The sequence below is a fragment of the Clostridium hominis genome, assembly GCF_014287825.1.
Taxonomy (GTDB): Bacteria; Bacillota; Clostridia; order Clostridiales; family Clostridiaceae; genus Clostridium; species Clostridium hominis.
Genome location: NZ_JACOOO010000004.1, coordinates 235608 through 253521, shown reverse-complemented (window position 1 = coordinate 253521; position 17914 = coordinate 235608). Strand labels below are relative to the sequence as shown.

At 30.7% G+C, this 17914-nt stretch carries 14 protein-coding genes; all 14 read left to right on the top strand.

Translation table 11 applies throughout. From position 1 onward, the window contains the following. The first annotated feature begins 19 nt into the window (after positions 1 to 19). Entirely contained in the window at positions 20 to 2023 is a 2004-nt protein-coding gene (locus H8S20_RS02965; RefSeq protein WP_186859246.1) for a beta-galactosidase trimerization domain-containing protein, read from the top strand. Positions 2024 to 2038: 15 nt separating this feature from the next. Then, entirely contained in the window at positions 2039 to 2917 is an 879-nt protein-coding gene (locus H8S20_RS02960) for an ROK family protein (protein ID WP_186859245.1), read from the top strand. Positions 2918 to 3120: 203 nt separating this feature from the next. Continuing rightward, positions 3121 to 3729: a sugar O-acetyltransferase gene (locus H8S20_RS02955; RefSeq protein ID WP_186859244.1), complete on the top strand. Its 609-nt coding sequence runs from the start codon at positions 3121 to 3123 to the stop codon at positions 3727 to 3729. Positions 3730 to 3880: 151 nt separating this feature from the next. Continuing rightward, on the top strand, positions 3881 to 4345 hold the full coding sequence (locus H8S20_RS20315) for a serine aminopeptidase domain-containing protein (RefSeq protein WP_207725234.1): 465 nt from the start codon (positions 3881 to 3883) through the stop codon (positions 4343 to 4345). Positions 4346 to 4360: 15 nt separating this feature from the next. After that, a complete protein-coding gene (locus H8S20_RS20310; RefSeq protein ID WP_207725233.1) occupies positions 4361 to 4858 on the top strand; it encodes an alpha/beta hydrolase in 498 nt (165 codons plus the stop codon). 226 nt (positions 4859 to 5084) lie between these two features. Further along, positions 5085 to 6038, top strand: a complete 954-nt coding sequence (locus H8S20_RS02945; RefSeq protein ID WP_186859243.1) for an alpha/beta hydrolase — start codon at positions 5085 to 5087, stop codon at positions 6036 to 6038. Between the two features lie 234 nt (positions 6039 to 6272). Continuing rightward, entirely contained in the window at positions 6273 to 8663 is a 2391-nt protein-coding gene (locus tag H8S20_RS02940; protein WP_186859242.1) for a glycoside hydrolase family 94 protein, read from the top strand. A 16-nt stretch (positions 8664 to 8679) separates the two neighbouring features. After that, positions 8680 to 10107 (top strand): phosphoglucomutase/phosphomannomutase family protein, encoded by a 1428-nt coding sequence (locus H8S20_RS02935; protein ID WP_186859241.1) that lies wholly within the window; start codon positions 8680 to 8682, stop codon positions 10105 to 10107. A gap of 175 nt (positions 10108 to 10282) precedes the next feature. Next, on the top strand, positions 10283 to 12118 hold the full coding sequence (locus H8S20_RS02930; protein WP_186859240.1) for a sensor histidine kinase: 1836 nt from the start codon (positions 10283 to 10285) through the stop codon (positions 12116 to 12118). A gap of 107 nt (positions 12119 to 12225) precedes the next feature. Continuing rightward, positions 12226 to 13551, top strand: coding sequence for an ABC transporter substrate-binding protein (locus tag H8S20_RS02925; RefSeq protein WP_186859239.1), 1326 nt, complete (start codon positions 12226 to 12228; stop codon positions 13549 to 13551). A gap of 143 nt (positions 13552 to 13694) precedes the next feature. After that, a complete protein-coding gene (locus H8S20_RS02920; protein ID WP_032119800.1) occupies positions 13695 to 14576 on the top strand; it encodes a carbohydrate ABC transporter permease in 882 nt (293 codons plus the stop codon). 13 nt (positions 14577 to 14589) lie between these two features. Next, positions 14590 to 15486: a carbohydrate ABC transporter permease gene (locus H8S20_RS02915; RefSeq protein WP_081921805.1), complete on the top strand. Its 897-nt coding sequence runs from the start codon at positions 14590 to 14592 to the stop codon at positions 15484 to 15486. 39 nt (positions 15487 to 15525) lie between these two features. Further along, positions 15526 to 16266: a response regulator transcription factor gene (locus tag H8S20_RS02910; protein ID WP_186859238.1), complete on the top strand. Its 741-nt coding sequence runs from the start codon at positions 15526 to 15528 to the stop codon at positions 16264 to 16266. 337 nt (positions 16267 to 16603) lie between these two features. Continuing rightward, a complete protein-coding gene (locus H8S20_RS02905; RefSeq protein ID WP_186859237.1) occupies positions 16604 to 17902 on the top strand; it encodes an MBL fold metallo-hydrolase in 1299 nt (432 codons plus the stop codon). The last annotated feature ends 12 nt before the right edge of the window (positions 17903 to 17914 follow it).

Here is a 17914-nt window from a genome sequence, read left to right as displayed (position 1 = left end):
AGGTTAGAGGAGAATTATTATGGGATATAAGACAAGAAGTAGGCAAATACATTTAGATTTTCATACAAGTCCATTAATAGAAGGTATAGGTAAAGATTTTAATAAAGAAGAATTTGGAGAAATATTAGAAAAAGCTAGGGTTAATTCTATAACTTGCTTTGCTAGATGTCATCATGGATATTTATATTATGATTCAAAGATTAATAAGGAAAGAATTCATCCGCATCTTGCTAATAAGAATTTGTTAAAAGAACAAATAGAAGCATGTCATGAAAGAGGAATTAAAGCACCAATATACTTACCAGTTCAGTGGGACAAGTTCACTTATGATGAGCATCCAGAATGGGTTTCTAAAGATATAGATGGTAGCATAATAAAAGGTGAGGGTGGAAAACCAGGGTTTTATGAGTTTTTATGTGTAAATAATGAATATAGAACATTTTTAAAGAATCATGTAAGAGAAATATTAGAAATGTTCCCAGAGTGTGACGGATTATTTTTTGATATAGTTATGGTAGTTCCTTGCGCTTGTGAAAAGTGTAAAAAGAGTATGGAAGAACAGGGGATTGACTACACAATAAGAGGAGAAAGATTAAAGTTCTCTGAAAAGATGCTTAATGAATTTAAGAAAGAAATGACTGAATTTATTAATGAAATAAATCCAAGTGTAACTATATTCTATAATGGTTCACATATAAGTCCACAACTTAAAGGTGGAATAGATAATTATAGTCATATTGAAATTGAGTCATTGCCAAGTGGAGGATGGGGATACATGCATTTCCCTACAACTGTTAGATATGCTAGAAATTTAGGGAAGGATTGCTTAGGGATGACAGGAAAGTTCCACACTTATTGGGGAGATTTCCACTCATTTAAAAATTTAGCTGCACTTCAATATGAATGCTTCCATATGCTAGCGCAAAATACAAAATGCTCTATTGGAGATCAATTAGATCCTAATGGAAAGATATCTAAGGAAGTCTATGATTTAATTGGTAAAGTTTATAGTGAAGTTGAAAAGAAAGAACCTTGGTGTGAAGATGCAAAGGCAGTTTGTGAGATAGCAGTATTTACCCCAGAAGAATTTATAGACTATGATTCAAAAAGTCCATTTGGGTTAAAACCTTCAATAACTGGAGTAACTAGAATGTTACAAGAAGCGTCACTTCAATTTGATATTATTGATAGTTCTATGGAGTTTAGTAAATATAAATTGTTAGTATTACCAGAAGAAAGGGTAATAGTAAATGATGATTTCAAGAATAAAATAGAGAAATTTATCAAAGATGGTGGTAAAATAATAGCTGTATATGAAGGTGGACTAAATGAAGAGAAAACTAGATTTAATATACCATCTTTAAAAGTAAAATATGAAGGTAAAGGAGAATTTACTCCAACATTTGTAGTACCAGAAGGCAAAATATCTAAAGATTTATATAATACAGAATATGTTATGTATGAGGATTCATCAAAGGTTTCTGTAGAAGAAGGTGGAGAGGTACTATGTAACTCAATAGAGCCTTATTTCAATAGAACACCAGAACATTTTTGCTCTCATCAACATGCACCAAGCTCAGGGAAAATATATGGACCAGCTATTATAAAGGGGGATAATTCAATATACTTTGCTCATAAGATATTCTCTCAATATCATAACTATGGATCTGTTTGGTGTAAGAAGTTATTTATTAATGCTATAGATATATTATTAGAAAATAGATTAGTTAATCATAATGGACCTAGCACTATAATAAGCACTTTAAATGAGCAGGAAAATGAAAATAGATATGTACTTCACCTACTTCATTATATTCCAGAAAGAAGATGTCAAAGGATAGATGTAATCGAAGATGTAATACCTCTATATAACTTAGAAATGAAGTTGAATTTAGACAAATTACCTAAGAGTGTTACATTAGTTCCACAAAATGAAGAGGTTAAGTTTAGTGTTATAGATGGAACTTTAGAGTTTACAGTAGATAAGATAAATGGTCATCAGATGGTGGAGATAAACTATTAAAGGGAAGTAAGAGTTATGAAAAAAGTAATTTCAATCGATATAGGCGGGACTTTTATAAAATATGGACTTGTAAATGAAGCTGGAACAGTTCTATGTAAAGATAAGAGAGCGACAGTAAAAAGTGGAGCAGAAGACTTTGTTAATGAACTATGTGAAATAGTAAATTTATATAATGATCATAGTGATGTTTTAGGAGTATCAATTAGTATGCCAGGCTTTATTAATAATAGAGCTGGAATACCTATAGCATGTAGTCATTTAAGATTTATAGAAAATTATAAGCTACAGGATGAATTAGCTTCTAGAACTAACTTAGAAGTTAGAGTTGAGAATGATGCTAATTGTGTTGCTTTAGCAGAAAAGTTCAGCGGAAATGCTACAGAATGTGAAGATTTTATATGTGTAACTATAGGAACTGGGATAGGTGGAGGAATTTACTTAAATAATAAGCTTATAAGAGGTAAGCAATTCAAAGGTGGAGAGTTCTGTTATATGATGACTAAAGATAAGGAAGGTCATCAAATACTTAGTCAAAATTCTTCAATAACAGCTCTTATAGATATGTATAAAGAATATAAAAAGCTTGATAAAACTGTTGAAGTTTTAGGCGATGAAATTTTCAAAGAAGCTGAAACTGATGAAAATGTAGAAAATATTATTCATGAATGGTATGGAAATATAGCTAGAATGATATTTAATCTTTCATCAATATTAAATCCAGAAAAGATTTTAATCGGTGGAGGAGTTAGTGCTAGAGAAGATTTAATTTATCAGCTTGAGAATGCTTTAAAAGAAATTCCTTGGTGGCATTTTGTAGAGTGTAAATTAGAGAAATGTAAGCATGAAAATGATGCTGGTCTAATAGGAGCAGCATATAATTTCATAAATCCTTAATACTCAAAATAAAGATAAAGAGATATATAATTCTCTTTATCTTTATTTTATTTCTAGGAAAAAATAAGGATACTTTCATTTTATGAAAATAATAAAGAATGATATATAATAAAATTAATATTAGTAAGACTAATTACATAAAGGTTATTATGTAATTATATTATTAAGTTAGATAAAAGATGTTTAGATAAAAGGAGTATAGAATGAATCAGAAGGAAAGAATGTTAGCAGGATTGCCATACAGGGCATGGTTAGATGGATTAAGAGAAGAGAGAATGGAAAATAAGTTAAAGATACATGAATATAATTTAACTCGTCCAGATGATAAGAAAAAGATGAAAGAAATGATAAAAAATATACTTGGAAAGACAGGAGAAGATGTTTGTGTAGAACAACCTTTCCGTTGTGATTATGGTAAAAATATAGAGGTAGGGAATAATTTCTTTGCTAATTATAATTGTGTAATATTAGATGTTGCAAAGGTAACAATTGGGAAAAATGTTATGTTTGCTCCTAATGTATCAATTTATACGGCAGGACATCCAATACATCCCGAATCAAGAAATTCAGGATATGAATATGGAATTCCTGTTACTATTGGTGATAATGTATGGGTAGGAGGCAGCGTTGTAATAAATCCAGGAGTTAAGATTGGTAATAATGTTGTAATTGGATCTGGAAGTGTTGTCACAAAGGACATACCTGATAATGTTATAGCTGTAGGAAATCCATGTAGAGTAATAAGAGAAATAACGGAAGAAGATAGAAAGTATTATTATAGAAATAACGAATTTGATGTTGATGATTATTAAATAGTAAGACCAGGGAGTTTTTAGAAAACTTTCTGGTCTTTAATTTTAGTAGAATTAATTAATAAAATCAAATATATTGACTGTCAAAATATTTTTCTTTAAAATAATAGCAGATGGTATGTGAAAATACATACATTTTAGGAGGACTTATATGAGTAAGAAAAAAAAGATAGTGATATCAATTATTGCATTAATAATAGTACTAATAGTGGGGGCATTAGGTTTTGTGGGTAATTATTTCTTTGAATATGCTCTACTTAGACAAGAAGGAATAGTAACTGCAGCAAACGTAGATCCAAATGCACCTGAATCAGTAGAAACTATGGCTGAAGTAGCTAATAAAGAAAAATCTAGAGAAGAAGTGGACAAGTGGTTGGATGATGTAAAAACTGAAGAAGCAACTATAGAATCAGAAGATGGTTTAAAGCTTTGGGGAAAGATTTATTTTCAAGAAAAAAAGACTGATAAGTGGGTAATAATAGCTCATGGATATACTTCAAGTCATGAAGATATTCAACCAATAGCTTTAAATTTCTATAATCAGGGATATAATGTTTTAACTCCAGATATGAGAGCTCATGGAAATAGTGAAGGTAAATTTATAGGTATGGGATAGTTAGATAGAAAAGATATGTTAAAATGGATAAATTACGTAGTAGAGCGTGATGCTAACTCTCAAGTGGTATTATACGGTGAGTCTATGGGTGGAGCTACAGTTATGATGGTATCAGGCGAAGAGCTACCAACTAACGTTAAAGCTATTGTAGAAGATTGTGGATATACGTCTGTTTGGGAGATGTTTGAAGCACAATTATATGAAAGATTTGAACTTCCATCATTCCCTATTTTAAATGCAGCTAAGGCTGTTACACAAATAAGAGCTAAATATGACATTAGCAAAGCTTCAGCTTTAGAACAAGTTAAAAAATCTACTACTCCAATGTTGTTTACACATGGAGGAGATGATACATATGTACCAACTGAAATGATTTATAGATTATATGAAGCAGCTACTTGTGAAAAGGACATGCTAGTAATCGATGGAGCAGGTCATGGTGCAGCACCGGATGTTGATCCAGAAACTTATTACGAGAAAGTATTTAGTTTCTTAAGTAAATATGTTAAATAATTATATGTATAATAAATAGTTTAAGATATAAGGGCTTGTCTGAAAATGATAAGTCCTTAATCGTATATTAAAGAAATACCGTGCATTGATAAAAATTATACTGTGCTATTTATAGATAAATAAAAATAATTAATAATGTGTAAAATTTAATATCAAGAATTAAATTAAAGTTTAAATTTGATATAATAATTCTAATAAACTAATCTTACAGTTTTAGAGGTGTGAAATGAGAGAAAATTTTAGATTCAAAGATAGTGATGGTGTAGAATTAAATGTGTATAAGTGGATTCCAAGTGGGGAGATTAAAGGGATAGTACAAATTTCACATGGAATGACGGAGAATGTTTTAAGATATGATGAATTTGCAAACCATTTAAATAACGAAGGGTTTATTGTGTATGGACATGATCATAGGGGGCATGGGTTAACTGCAAAAACTAAAGACGAACGTGGATATATAGCCGATAATGAAGGGTTTGATTGGTTAGTTAGGGATTTATATGAGATAATTAATGCTGTTAAAGAAGAGAACAAGGGATTACCTATTTATTTATTTGGACATAGTATGGGGTCTTTTATTAGCCAAAGATTTATAGAGTTGCATGGAAATGAAATAGATGGTGTAATTCTTTCAGGAAGCAATGGTGAACCAACTAAATTAGCACCACTAGGAATAGTACTATCAAATATAGAAATAAAGTTATTTGGAAGAAAGCATACAAGTAAAATGATGGACAAGTTATCTTTTGGTGATTTTAATAGAAAGTTTAAACCTAATAGAACTCCATATGACTGGTTATGTAGTGTAGAAGAAGAGGTTGATAAATATATTGATAATGAATATTGTGGTTTTGTATGCTCAGCATCATTTTATTATGATCTTTTAAGAGGATTAAAAGCAATTCATAAAGATGAAAACTTCAATTCTATACCTAAAGATTTACCAATATACATTTTAGCTGGAGATATGGACCCTGTAGGATTCTTTGGTAAGGGAATATTAAATTTATATAATAAGCTAAAATCAACTGGAATTAAAGATGTTAATTATAAGCTTTATAAAGATAAAAGACATGAGATATTAAATGAAGATAATAAAGTTGAAGTAATGAATGATATATCAAATTGGTTATTTGATAAGATAGGTAGTTACAAAAATAATTATGAATTTGTTAGATAAATTTATATTTTAGATATTTAAGCACTATTCCTACGGGAATAGATGCTTTTTTTATTTGCAGTTAAATTCTATGCAAATGCAAAATAGAACTCTTGATTCCTTTGATGATATTCCTAAATTTGATGAGGACAATAATAATCAAAAAGTCCCATAATTAACAATTAAAATTGTAAACGTTAAAAACTATAATAGTTTATAAGGTGGATATAAAAGTTATTAGAGGGGGAAGGGATAATGAGATACGGATACTTTGATAATGAGAATAGAGAATATGTAATAGACAAGCTAGACATACCAACTTCATGGACAAACTATCTTGGAGTACGTGATATGTGTACTGTAATTAATCATACAGCAGGAGGATATACTTTTTATAAATCTCCAGAATATCACAGAGTAACAAGGTTTAGACCTAATGCTATACCTATGGATAGGCCTGGTCATTACGTTTATTTAAGAGATGATGAAAGCAGTGATTATTGGAGTGTTTCTTGGCAACCAGTAGGTAAATCTTTTGATGAAGCAAAATATAAATGCCGTCATGGTATGTCTTATACAGTTTATGAGTGTGACTATAAAGGAATTCATGCTGAGCAAAAACTAAGTGTTCCTATAGATGATCCAGTAGAATTATGGGATGTAAAGATTAAGAATAACTCAGATAAAGAAAGAAATCTTAGCGTATTTTCTTACCTAGAATTTTCATTTCATCATATAGAAATGGATAATAAAAACTTCCAAATGAGTATGTATGCATCGGGTTCATCATATGAAGATGGAATCATAGAAAATGACTTATTTTATGAAGAGTTTGGGTATCAATACTTTACAGCTAATTTTGAAGCAGATAGCTTTGATTGCTTAAGAGATAAATTTATCGGTTCATACAGAACAGAAGATAATCCTATAGCAGTTGAAAAAGGAGTATGTAGTGGAAGTTTCGAAAAGGGGAACAATCACTGTGGAGCTCTTCATAAGAGGATTACTTTAGCCCCAGGAGAAGAGATTAGAATAGTATTTATGCTTGGAGAAGGCAAAAGAGAAGTTGGAAAAGGAATTCGTGAAAAGTATAGTAACTTAGAAAATGTTGATAAAGCATACCAAGCTTTAGGTGATTTTTGGAATGAAAAGTTTGAAGCGCTTCAAATAGATACCCCTAATGAAGGTATGAATACTTTGATAAATACATGGACTCTATATCAAGCTGAAATTAATGTTATGTTTTCAAGATTTGCTTCATTTATTGAAGTAGGTGGAAGAACAGGCCTTGGATATAGAGATACTTCGCAAGATGCTATGACAGTACCGCATTCAAATCCAGAGAAATGTAAGCAAAGGATAGTAGAACTTTTAAGAGGTCTTGTATCAAAAGGGTATGGATTACATTTATTCCAACCGGAATGGTTTGATCCAGACACAGATGTAAAACCATTTAAGTCACCAACAGTAGTACCTACACCAAAGGTTTCAGATATGATACATGGTCTAGAGGATACTTGTTCAGATGATGCATTATGGCTTATACCAACAATTGTTGAGTATATAAAGGAAACAGGAGAAGTAGAATTTTTAGATGAGGAATTAACATATGCTGATGGAGGCAAGGGGACTGTTTATGAGCATATGACAAAGATATTAGACTTTTCAGCAGAGCAAGTAGGAGCAACAGGGGTTTGTAAGGGACTGCGTGCAGATTGGAATGACTGCTTAAACTTAGGTGGTGGAGAAAGTGCATTAGTATCCTTCTTACATTACCATGCAATAAATAATTTTTTAGAGATAGCAATACTTAAAGATAGAAGAGAAGACATAGAGAAATATGAAGCTATGTTACAAAAGGTAAAGAATGTTTGTGATGAAGTGCTTTGGGACCAAGAATGGTATATTCGAGGTATAACTAAAAATGGTTCTAAGATTGGAACTATGGAAGATGAAGAAGGCAAAATTCACCTAGAATCAAACTCATGGGCAGTTTTATCTGGAGCAGCACCTAAAGATAAAGGAATTAAGGCTATGGATTCAGTATATAAATACTTATTTACCCCTTATGGAATTATGTTAAATTCACCAGCATATACAAAGCCAAATGAAGATATAGGATTTGTAACTAGGGTATATCCAGGACTTAAGGAAAATGCATCAATATTTAGTCATCCAAACCCTTGGGCATGGGCAGCAGAATGTAAATTAGGACGTGGTGATAGAGCTATGGAATTTTACAATGCCCTTTGCCCATATTATCAAAATGATATGATAGAAATAAGAGAGGCTGAGCCATATTCATACTGTCAATTTATTATGGGAAAAGCTCATACAGCTTTCGGAAGAGCTAGACATCCATTTATGACAGGTACTGGAGGATGGGCATATTTTTCAGCTACTAGATATATGTTAGGAATTAGACCTCAATTTGATGAGTTAATTATTGATCCTTGTATTCCAGGAGAATGGAATGGATTTAAAGCTCAAAGAAAGTGGAGGGGAGCAACTTATAAAATAGAAGTAGAAAATCCAAGTCATGTTATGAAAGGCATTAAAGAGATATCCGTAGATGGAATAAAAGTAGATAAAATTAATATAGGAGAAGATGGAAGAACCTATAATGTAAAAGTAGTAATGGGATAATGAGGAGGATGGTTTTATGATAAAGTTTGGCACTGGCGGTTGGAGAGCTATAATTGGAGATGACTTTACTAGAGAAAATATTCAAAAACTATCTAAAGCATTGGCCATGAAGATGAAGGATGAAGGAGAAATTTCCAAGGGAATATGTATAGGGTATGACAGGAGATTTCTTTCGAAGGAATCAGCTATGTGGGCTATTGAAGTTTTCGCATATGAAGGAATTAAGAGTTATTTTATAAATAGATCATCACCAACCCCGTTAATTATGTATTATGTAATGAAAGAAGAGCTTCCTTATGGAATGATGATAACTGCTAGCCATAATCCAGCTATCTATAATGGAATAAAAGTTTTTACTTATGGGGGCAGAGATGCTAATGAAACTCAAACAAAAGAAATAGAAAAATATATAAGTGAAGTAGAAAAAGATTGCGAAGAAGGAAATAAAGTAAAAATATTAGAATATGATAAGGCTTTAGCAAATGGATATGTAGTAGAGTTTAATCCTCTTAATGACTATATAGATAATATTATAAAAGAAGTAAATATTGAAGCTATAAGAGAGAGTAAGCTTAGAGTTGTGTTAGACCCTATGTATGGAGTGAGTCAAACATCATTAAAAACAATTCTTTCTATTGCTCGCTGTGATGTTGAAGTAATCCATGAAAGACATGATACTTTATTTGGAGGAAAGCTTCCATCACCATCGGCTGCAACATTACGTACATTACAAAACTATGTTATAGATTATAAATATGACATAGGAATAGCTACAGATGGAGATGCTGATAGAATTGGAGTTATTGATGATGAAGGTAAGTTCCTTCATCCCAATGAAATACTAGTATTATTATATTATTATCTAGTTAAATATAAGGGGTGGTCAGGTCCTGTAGTTCGCAATATAGCTACAACTCATATGCTAGATAAGGTTGCATTAGGCTTTGAAGAGAAGTGCTATGAAGTACCGGTAGGGTTTAAGCACATTTCAGCAAAGATGCAAGAAACTAATGCTATTATTGGTGGGGAATCATCAGGAGGACTTACTGTAAGAGGACACATAAATGGTAAGGATGGAATTTATGCAGCAGCTTTATTAGTAGAAATGATAGCTGTAACAGGTAAGAAGTTATCTAAAATAGTAAAAGAGATACAAGATGAATTTGGAAGTTTATATATGGCTGAAAGAGATTATAAATTTAGCCAAGAAAAGAAGGATGAGATTTATGATATTCTTCTAATTCAAAAGAAACTCCCAGATATGGAGTTAGAAATAGATCATGTATCATATTTAGATGGATGTAAGATATACTTTAAAAATGGGGGATGGATAATTGCAAGGTTCTCAGGAACAGAGCCATTATTAAGGATATTCTGTGAAATGGATTCAGAAAAGAAGTCAGAAGACTTATGTGATAAGTTTGCAAAATTTCTTGAAATATAAATTTTTTATTTAGGTCTCCTCAACTTATTATACCGGCATCGGAAAACTAAGGTTTTCTGGTGCCTTTTTAATTATAATTGATAGTCTATAGAAAGAAAAGCTATGAGATACAGGAAGATTCGAACAGTAATAGGAAAATATGGTATAATTATACAAAGGGTGAGGTGGATAAAATTTGGGAGAGAAAAAGGTAAAGGGACGAAAATCATTAAATAGAAAGATAGTATTGTTTTGTATTTTTTGTTGGGTTGTACCTATAATTATTATCTTTGTATCTATGACGACATCGTATAAAGATAATATTGAAAAAAAACTTGTAAATATATTTATAGAAAAATTAAGGAGTACAGATGTATTTTTATCTAACCATTTAGACGAAGCTATAGAGAGTATTAGGAAACCTTCATATGAATATTACTTAGAAAAAGCATGGAACAAGTATGTATTGGAAGGAAGTAGTGGAAGAAATGATTGTTATACAACTATTAGTAGCAATTTAAGGAATAAGTTTTATTGGGATAAGAGGTTTAACGTTTGTAGTTTTTATATTGAAGGAGAAGTTGAACCATTTACTTATTTATCTAGCAGCAATATATCTATGAAAAGTTATATGGAAGAAATTCATGGAAGAGTACAAGAAATTAGGGACATGGACTCGTCATATACACAAATTATTGTGGATAATGGAAGAGTTTTTATAGTTAGAAATGTTTATACTACGAATAATTATGAAAAGTTTGGAACATTAGTTTTAGAGCTAAATATTAAGAATATATTTGAGGATATTTCATTAGATGAAGGACAGTCCTTAGCATTTTGTGTAAATAATCCTAATGCTTTTGTGTCTAATGAAAATTTCCTAGAAGATGAAAGTAAAAAGAATATAGCTGATGAGATTTTAACTCAGTATTCGGTAAATGATAGAAATAAGATAATTATTAAAAATAACAATGATTATTATGGTTACTTTTTAGAAGCTAAGCATGATGATTATCATTTAGGTATTTTATTAACTGTGGATAAAATAGTAGTAGATGCAGAGATGAACTATTTATATGGAATGATTTTTATATTATTATTAATAACCTTACCGGTACTTATAATAATAATATTTTTTTTAAGAAATCAGATTACAGCTCCTATCGATAAATTGGTGGAAGCTGCAAAAGACATAGAAAGTGGAAAGCTTGGGGTTACGGTTTCAGGGGGAGATATGCCAAATAAAGAGTTTAAGTATTTGCAACATTCTTTTAATAAGATGTCTAGGCAGGTACAGTATCTTTTTAATTATGCATATGATGAAAAGTTAGCAAGGAAGGATGCTAAGATTTTAGCATTACAAGCACAAATAAATCCTCACTTTTTAAATAACACTTTAGAGATTATGAATTGGCAAGCTAGAATGGCAGGAGATGAAACTATTTCCAATATGATTGAGGCATTAGGAACAGTGCTAGATTACCATATGGATAGAGAGGATAAGCGTCTTATAAGATTATCAGAGGAATTAAGATGTGTTGATGCTTATTTTTATATTATTTCAATGAGATTTGGAAAGAGGTTAGTGGTAGAAAAAGAAATTGATGAAGAACTATTACAATCTATGGTTCCTCAGCTTATACTTCAGCCTATTTTAGAAAATGCTGTAGTTCATGGAATAGAAACAGTAAGTACAGGAGTTATTACTTTAAAGATATATCATGATGATATAAAGATTTATATAGAGATTATTAATACAGGAAAGCCTATGAGTGAAGAAGATAAGGATAGGATAAATAAGATATTATCAAATGATCCAGATGCAATTAAGCCAGTTCCAGGTAAACATGCGTCTTTAGGAATTCGTAATGTAAATGAGAGAATTAAGCTTATATATGGTAAAAAATATGGTTTAACAATAGAGCCAATAGAAGAGGGAAAGACAAGATCATTAATATGTATTCCATATCATGAAGAGCTTGATGAGGAGATGGATGACATGATTTCAAAGATAACAATATTAGGCAAATAATATCAATTAGGTGCAATGAAAAGGTTAGCAATACTCTGTATAATAAAAGTATATAAAGAAACAAAAACAAATTAAAGAAAATAAAAGGTTAAGGGGGAGTTTATTAAATGCTTAAAACTAAAAAGGTTTTAGCAGCAATTATTGCTGCAACTATGGTTGCTACAGTATTTACAGGGTGTGGAAGTAGTTCAACTGGTGACAGTGGAACAGGAACTGGTACAGAAACAGGAAATGATACTAAGGTAGAAAAAGTTACTTTAAACACAGTATCTATGTTTGGAGGAACAGATCCAAATGCTGAGGTTTATCAAGAAATCAATAAAGAGTTTATGGCTGCAAACGAAAACATAACAATTGAAGATAACTCTCAATCTTCTGATGAAGAGTGGAAGGCTAAGGTTGCAACAGATTTTGCTTCTGGAAATGAACCAGATGTTATTCAATTCTTTACTGATGCAACTGCAAATGCCATCGTAGCTACAGACAAGCTTATGGCTGTAGAAGATATAAAGAAGGAATATCCAGATTATGCAAAGGATACACTTCCTGCAGCATTAGATGCAGTAACAAATACTGATGGGATTCAAAGAGCAATTCCTACAACAGGATATTGGGAAGGACTTTTCTGTAATAAGGATTTATTTGACCAATACAATATAGAATTACCTACAGATTGGGCTTCTTTAGAAACAGCTATTAAAACATTTAAGGAAAATGGAATTATTCCATTTGCAGTTTCTTTAAATAATGTACCACACTACTTTGTAGAGTACTTAATGCTTTACTCAGCTGGTGAAGAGTCTTATACATCAGTACCTGAAATAGCTCCGGCAGAATGGACAAAAGGCCTTGAAACTTTCAAAACTTTAAGAGACATGGGTGCATTTCCAGAGGATACAGATACAGTTGACGAAGCTTATGTTATCGAATTATTCAATAATAAACAAGCTGCTATGATATTAGATGGTAGCTGGAGAACTGGTGGAGTTACAGACCAAGAGAACACAGTAGTTATATCATTCCCAGGAGTTGAAAATCAAAAGGCTCAAGAGGGTGCTATGGTAGGTGGAATATCTTCAGGATTCTATATTACTAAGAAGGCTTGGGAAGATCCTGCTAAGAGAGAAGCAGCAGTTAAATTTGTAGAAGCTCATACTGGTAAAGAAGGAGTTACCAAGTATTGGATAGCTGGTGGATCAGTTGGTCAAGCAGCTGTAGCAGTGGAACCAGTTGATGGTATGAGTGCATTAGCAGTTAATGCTCTTGAATATAGTAGTTCAGCAAAATCTATATCAGCACCTACAGACTCAAGAATTGACCCAGAAGCATACAAATATATAATTGCGAATGTAGTAAAAATATCTACAGGTGCAGTGTCAGCAGAAGACGTTCTTAACGAAGCATTAAAATTAAGTGCTGAAAGAGCAAATTAATAGTATTACTGCAGAGGGGCACTTAAAACCCCCTCTGCTTTTTTATATCTAATTTAGCTGAATTTAATTATAAATAGAATAGAAAATGATAAATCTTACTTAGATTTTTTATATAAAAAATAAAATAGAAAGGGTGGAAAAGAATGCTATATAGGAAAAAATGGCCACTTATAATATTTTTAGTACCTAGTCTTATATTTTTAGTAATATTTTTATATATTCCATTTCTTAATAACATAAAGAATAGTTTATACGACATGACAACACCGGTATTGCTTCAAGGACAAACTTGGAAGTTTATCGGAATTGAAAACTATAAGAAGATGTTAACAGATCCAGATTTAAGAATAGCGATTTTTAACTCATTAAAGATGATGGCTTTAACTGTTATCTTTCAAGTAGGAATTGCTTTTGTTTTAGCAGTTATGGTAAGTCAAACAAAACGCATGCAACAGTTTTTTAGGACAGTATATTTCTTTCCAGTAGTTATTTCTGCAACTGCCATAGGTTTAATATTTAAATTGTTTTATAACTATAATGGAGGTATGTTAAATCAGTTATTAGAGATGGTTGGAAAAAGCCCAGTTAATTGGTTAAGTCCAGCATTAGCGTTTATCATGGTTGCTATACCTACGATATGGAGCTACGTAGGTTTCTATTTTGTAATTATATTAACAGGACTAAGTGATATTCCAGAAGATATTTATGAAGTTGCATCAATAGATGGTTGTAGCAAGTTTAAGCAAGTATTTTATATAACCTTTCCGATGCTAAGAGGTGTACTTTGCACTTGTGTAGTTTTAGCTGTAACAGGAGCTTTAAAGGTATTCGACTTACCTTGGGTATTAGTTCCTAATGGAGCACCACAAGGATTAACTCACTTCTTAGGAACATACATGTATCAAAGTACCTTTGGAATGAATAACTACGATTATGGTTCAGCTTTAGCAGTGTTAATAGTTATTTTAGGTATTGCAGTTTCTAGAGGTATAAATATTATAGTTAAACCAGAAAATCAAGCATAGGAGGTGTTAGTGAATGGTAGATAATAGTGTAATTGTAGAAAAAACTATTAGAAAAAATAAAACTCAAACCAAAAGAGTTAACAAGAAGAAAGCTAGTGCAAGTAAAGTTATATTATATGCAGTATTAATTTTTTGGGCTGTCACTACTATATTTCCTTTTATATGGGTTATCATAAATTCATTTAAACCATCAGCAGAATTATTAACATCTTCATTTAGCTTACCAAAGGAATTTACCTTAGATAACTATAGAAATGCTTTTAATAATTTAAATATATTGAGAGCTTATGGAATGAGTTTTTTAATATCAGGAAGCGTAACTGTTGGAGTGATAGTGCTATCATCTATGATGGCATTTGCTATGACTAGATATAAATTTAGAGGGAAAGTAATATTAGATGGATTATTAATAGCAAGTCTTATGTTTCCAGTTTTCTCAACTATTATTCCTGTATATCAAATGATGATTAAATGGGGATTATTAAATTCTGCTACGTCAGTTATATTACCTCAAATAGCAAGTAATTTAAGCTTTGCAACAATTGTTATGATGGGATTTATGAGATCAATTCCAATTGATATAGAAGAATCTGCATACATGGAAGGCGCAAATGTCTTTACTGTATTTACAAGAATTATTGTTCCAATTAGTAAACCAGCTATATCTACAGTAGCGATATTTAGTTTTTTATGGTCATATAATGATTTATTTGTACAAACTACAATGATAGGTAAAAGAGCAAATTATCCAGTATGCGCTCTTTTAAATGAGATAAGTTCTAAGTATGGTACTGATTATGGGCTTATGGCTGCATCTGTAACTATTATTTTAATACCAGTATTTATAGTATATTTGCTACTTCAGAAGAACATAATTAAAGGCTTGACAGCAGGAGCAGTTAAAGGATAAAATTTTCTTGATGGGATTATTTGGAAAAAGGAGGGCTATATGTATAAAATTGTAATAATTGATGATGAACCTATTATAGTTGAAGGCTTAAGCAGAACAATGCCTTGGGGTGAATGGGAATGTATTGTTGCAGGAACAGCATATGATGGGTTTGAAGGTCAAAAGCTTATACGAAATATAAAGCCCAATTTAATTATTACAGATATTTCTATGCCAAGAATGAATGGACTAGCTATGATTGCTGGGTTAAAAGGAGAATTTCCAGATATGGAGATATCTATATTAACTGGATTTCGTGATTTTGAATATGCACAAAAAGCTATTCAGTTAGGTGTAACAAGGTTAATATTGAAACCTTCTAACCTTAAAGAAATAGAAGAAGCAGTTAGTACTATGGTTGGGAATTTAAAGAAAAAGAACATTCATAGTGAAGCAGAGGAGTCAGAATCAAATTCAGCAAATAGTTTTATAGTAAAAAATGCATTGAAGTATATTCAAGAAAATTACACTAGAAAGGTAACATTAGCTGAAGTAGCAGAAAAAACTTATGTTAGTCAATGGTATTTAAGTAAGCTATTAAATAAGCATACAGGAAAAAGTTTTTCTGATATCCTTAATCAAATAAGAATTAATGTTGCCAAGGATTTACTTAGAAATCCTTCGATGAGAATAGGAAATATAGCCGAAGAGGTTGGATTTATTGATATGGCTCATTTTTCAAGGGTATTTAAAAAATTTGAAGGATGTTCGGCTAATGAATATAGAAATAAAAATAGTTAAAATTATATAAAGTAAAATATATAAATCGAGGAAATGCATATTAAAATTATGTGTATCCTTGATTTTTTATTTATTATTTTTTATATAATAAGAAAAAGAGGGATAATTATATAAGGGATAAGTTTAAAGAAGAATTAATTAGAGCTTAATGTTATGAATATAAAATATGTATAATTATAAAAAAGAAATTAGGAAAAAATAATTATATAAGCGATACAAATGTAAAAATATAATGTATAATAAAATGTTCTATGCTATTTATTAAATGTGATATATAAATAGTATTAAACAAAGAGAGAAGTAAACTAAAATATACATAAGAGGAGTTGTTAGGAGAATGGTTTTAAAGGATAAAAAAACAAAAATTACATTCCATAGCGGGGTTTTAACAATTGGAGGAACTATAATTGAAGTTGCTTATGAAGATAGTCATATATTCTTTGACTTTGGCTCAGAATACAATCCTGCTGCAAAGGTAAATCCTACAGACTTACAAGGTTTATTAGATGAAAAACTAGTTCCATTTTTAGATAATATGTTTGATCCTAAAATACCTTTAAAGGGATATGAGTCAAAAGAGAATAATTTTAAGAATACCGCAGTATTTTTATCACATATCCATTTAGATCACTCTAAGATAGTTAACTACTTAAATCCAGAAGTACCTCTATATACTTTAGAAGGCACAAAGTCATTATTAAATACATTAAATATAAATAATGATTTTCTTTTCCCACTTTATGAAAATAACGGGATTAAAAATACAAGAGATGTAAATGGGGTTAAAGAAAATGAAGTAGTTCAAGTAGGTAAAATAAAGGTTAAAGTTATGCCCGTAGACCATGATGCTTATGGAGCTTGTGGATTATTTATAGAAACTCCAGATTTAACTATAGCTTATACAGGAGATATAAGATTACATGGTTATAGAAAAAATGATACTTTAAATTTCTGTAAAGAAAGTGAAAACTGTGATGTATTATTAATAGAAGGTGTTAGCGTATCATTCCAAGATTTCGGTGATTCTTTAAGGGGTGGAGAACCAGCTAATGAATCAGAATTAATAGATAAAATTAATAAAATTGTAAATGATAATAAAGGAAAACAAATAACATTTAATTATTATATTGCAAATGTTGAAAGAATTTTAAATATATTAAAAACAAATCCAAGAACAGTGGTTTTAGATTCATACAGTGCATATGTAGTAAAAGAAGCAGCTGGATATGAAGCTTATTACTATGATTTAGATAATAAAGAATACGGATTAAATCCAGAATTAAAGATTGAATTTGAAGAGTTATTAAATGATACAGAAAAATATTTCTGGCAATTAGGAACACTTGCGCTTAAACATTTTAATGAGTTAAAAGAAGGTGGAGTTTATATTCACTGTGATGCACAGCCGTTAGGAGAATTTGACCCGGCATTTGAACCTTTTGTAAAATCTTTTGCTGATAGAAATATTGAGTTTAATAGAGTGGTGTGTAGTGGACATGCTCGTCCATATGATTTAATAGAAATAATTAACTTAATAAAACCTAAGTTATTAGCACCTATTCATTCATATCGTCCAGAAAAACTTTATAACGAAAATGGAGATATGATTTTAGTTGAAAAAGGACAAACGATTTAAAGTACTTAGTAC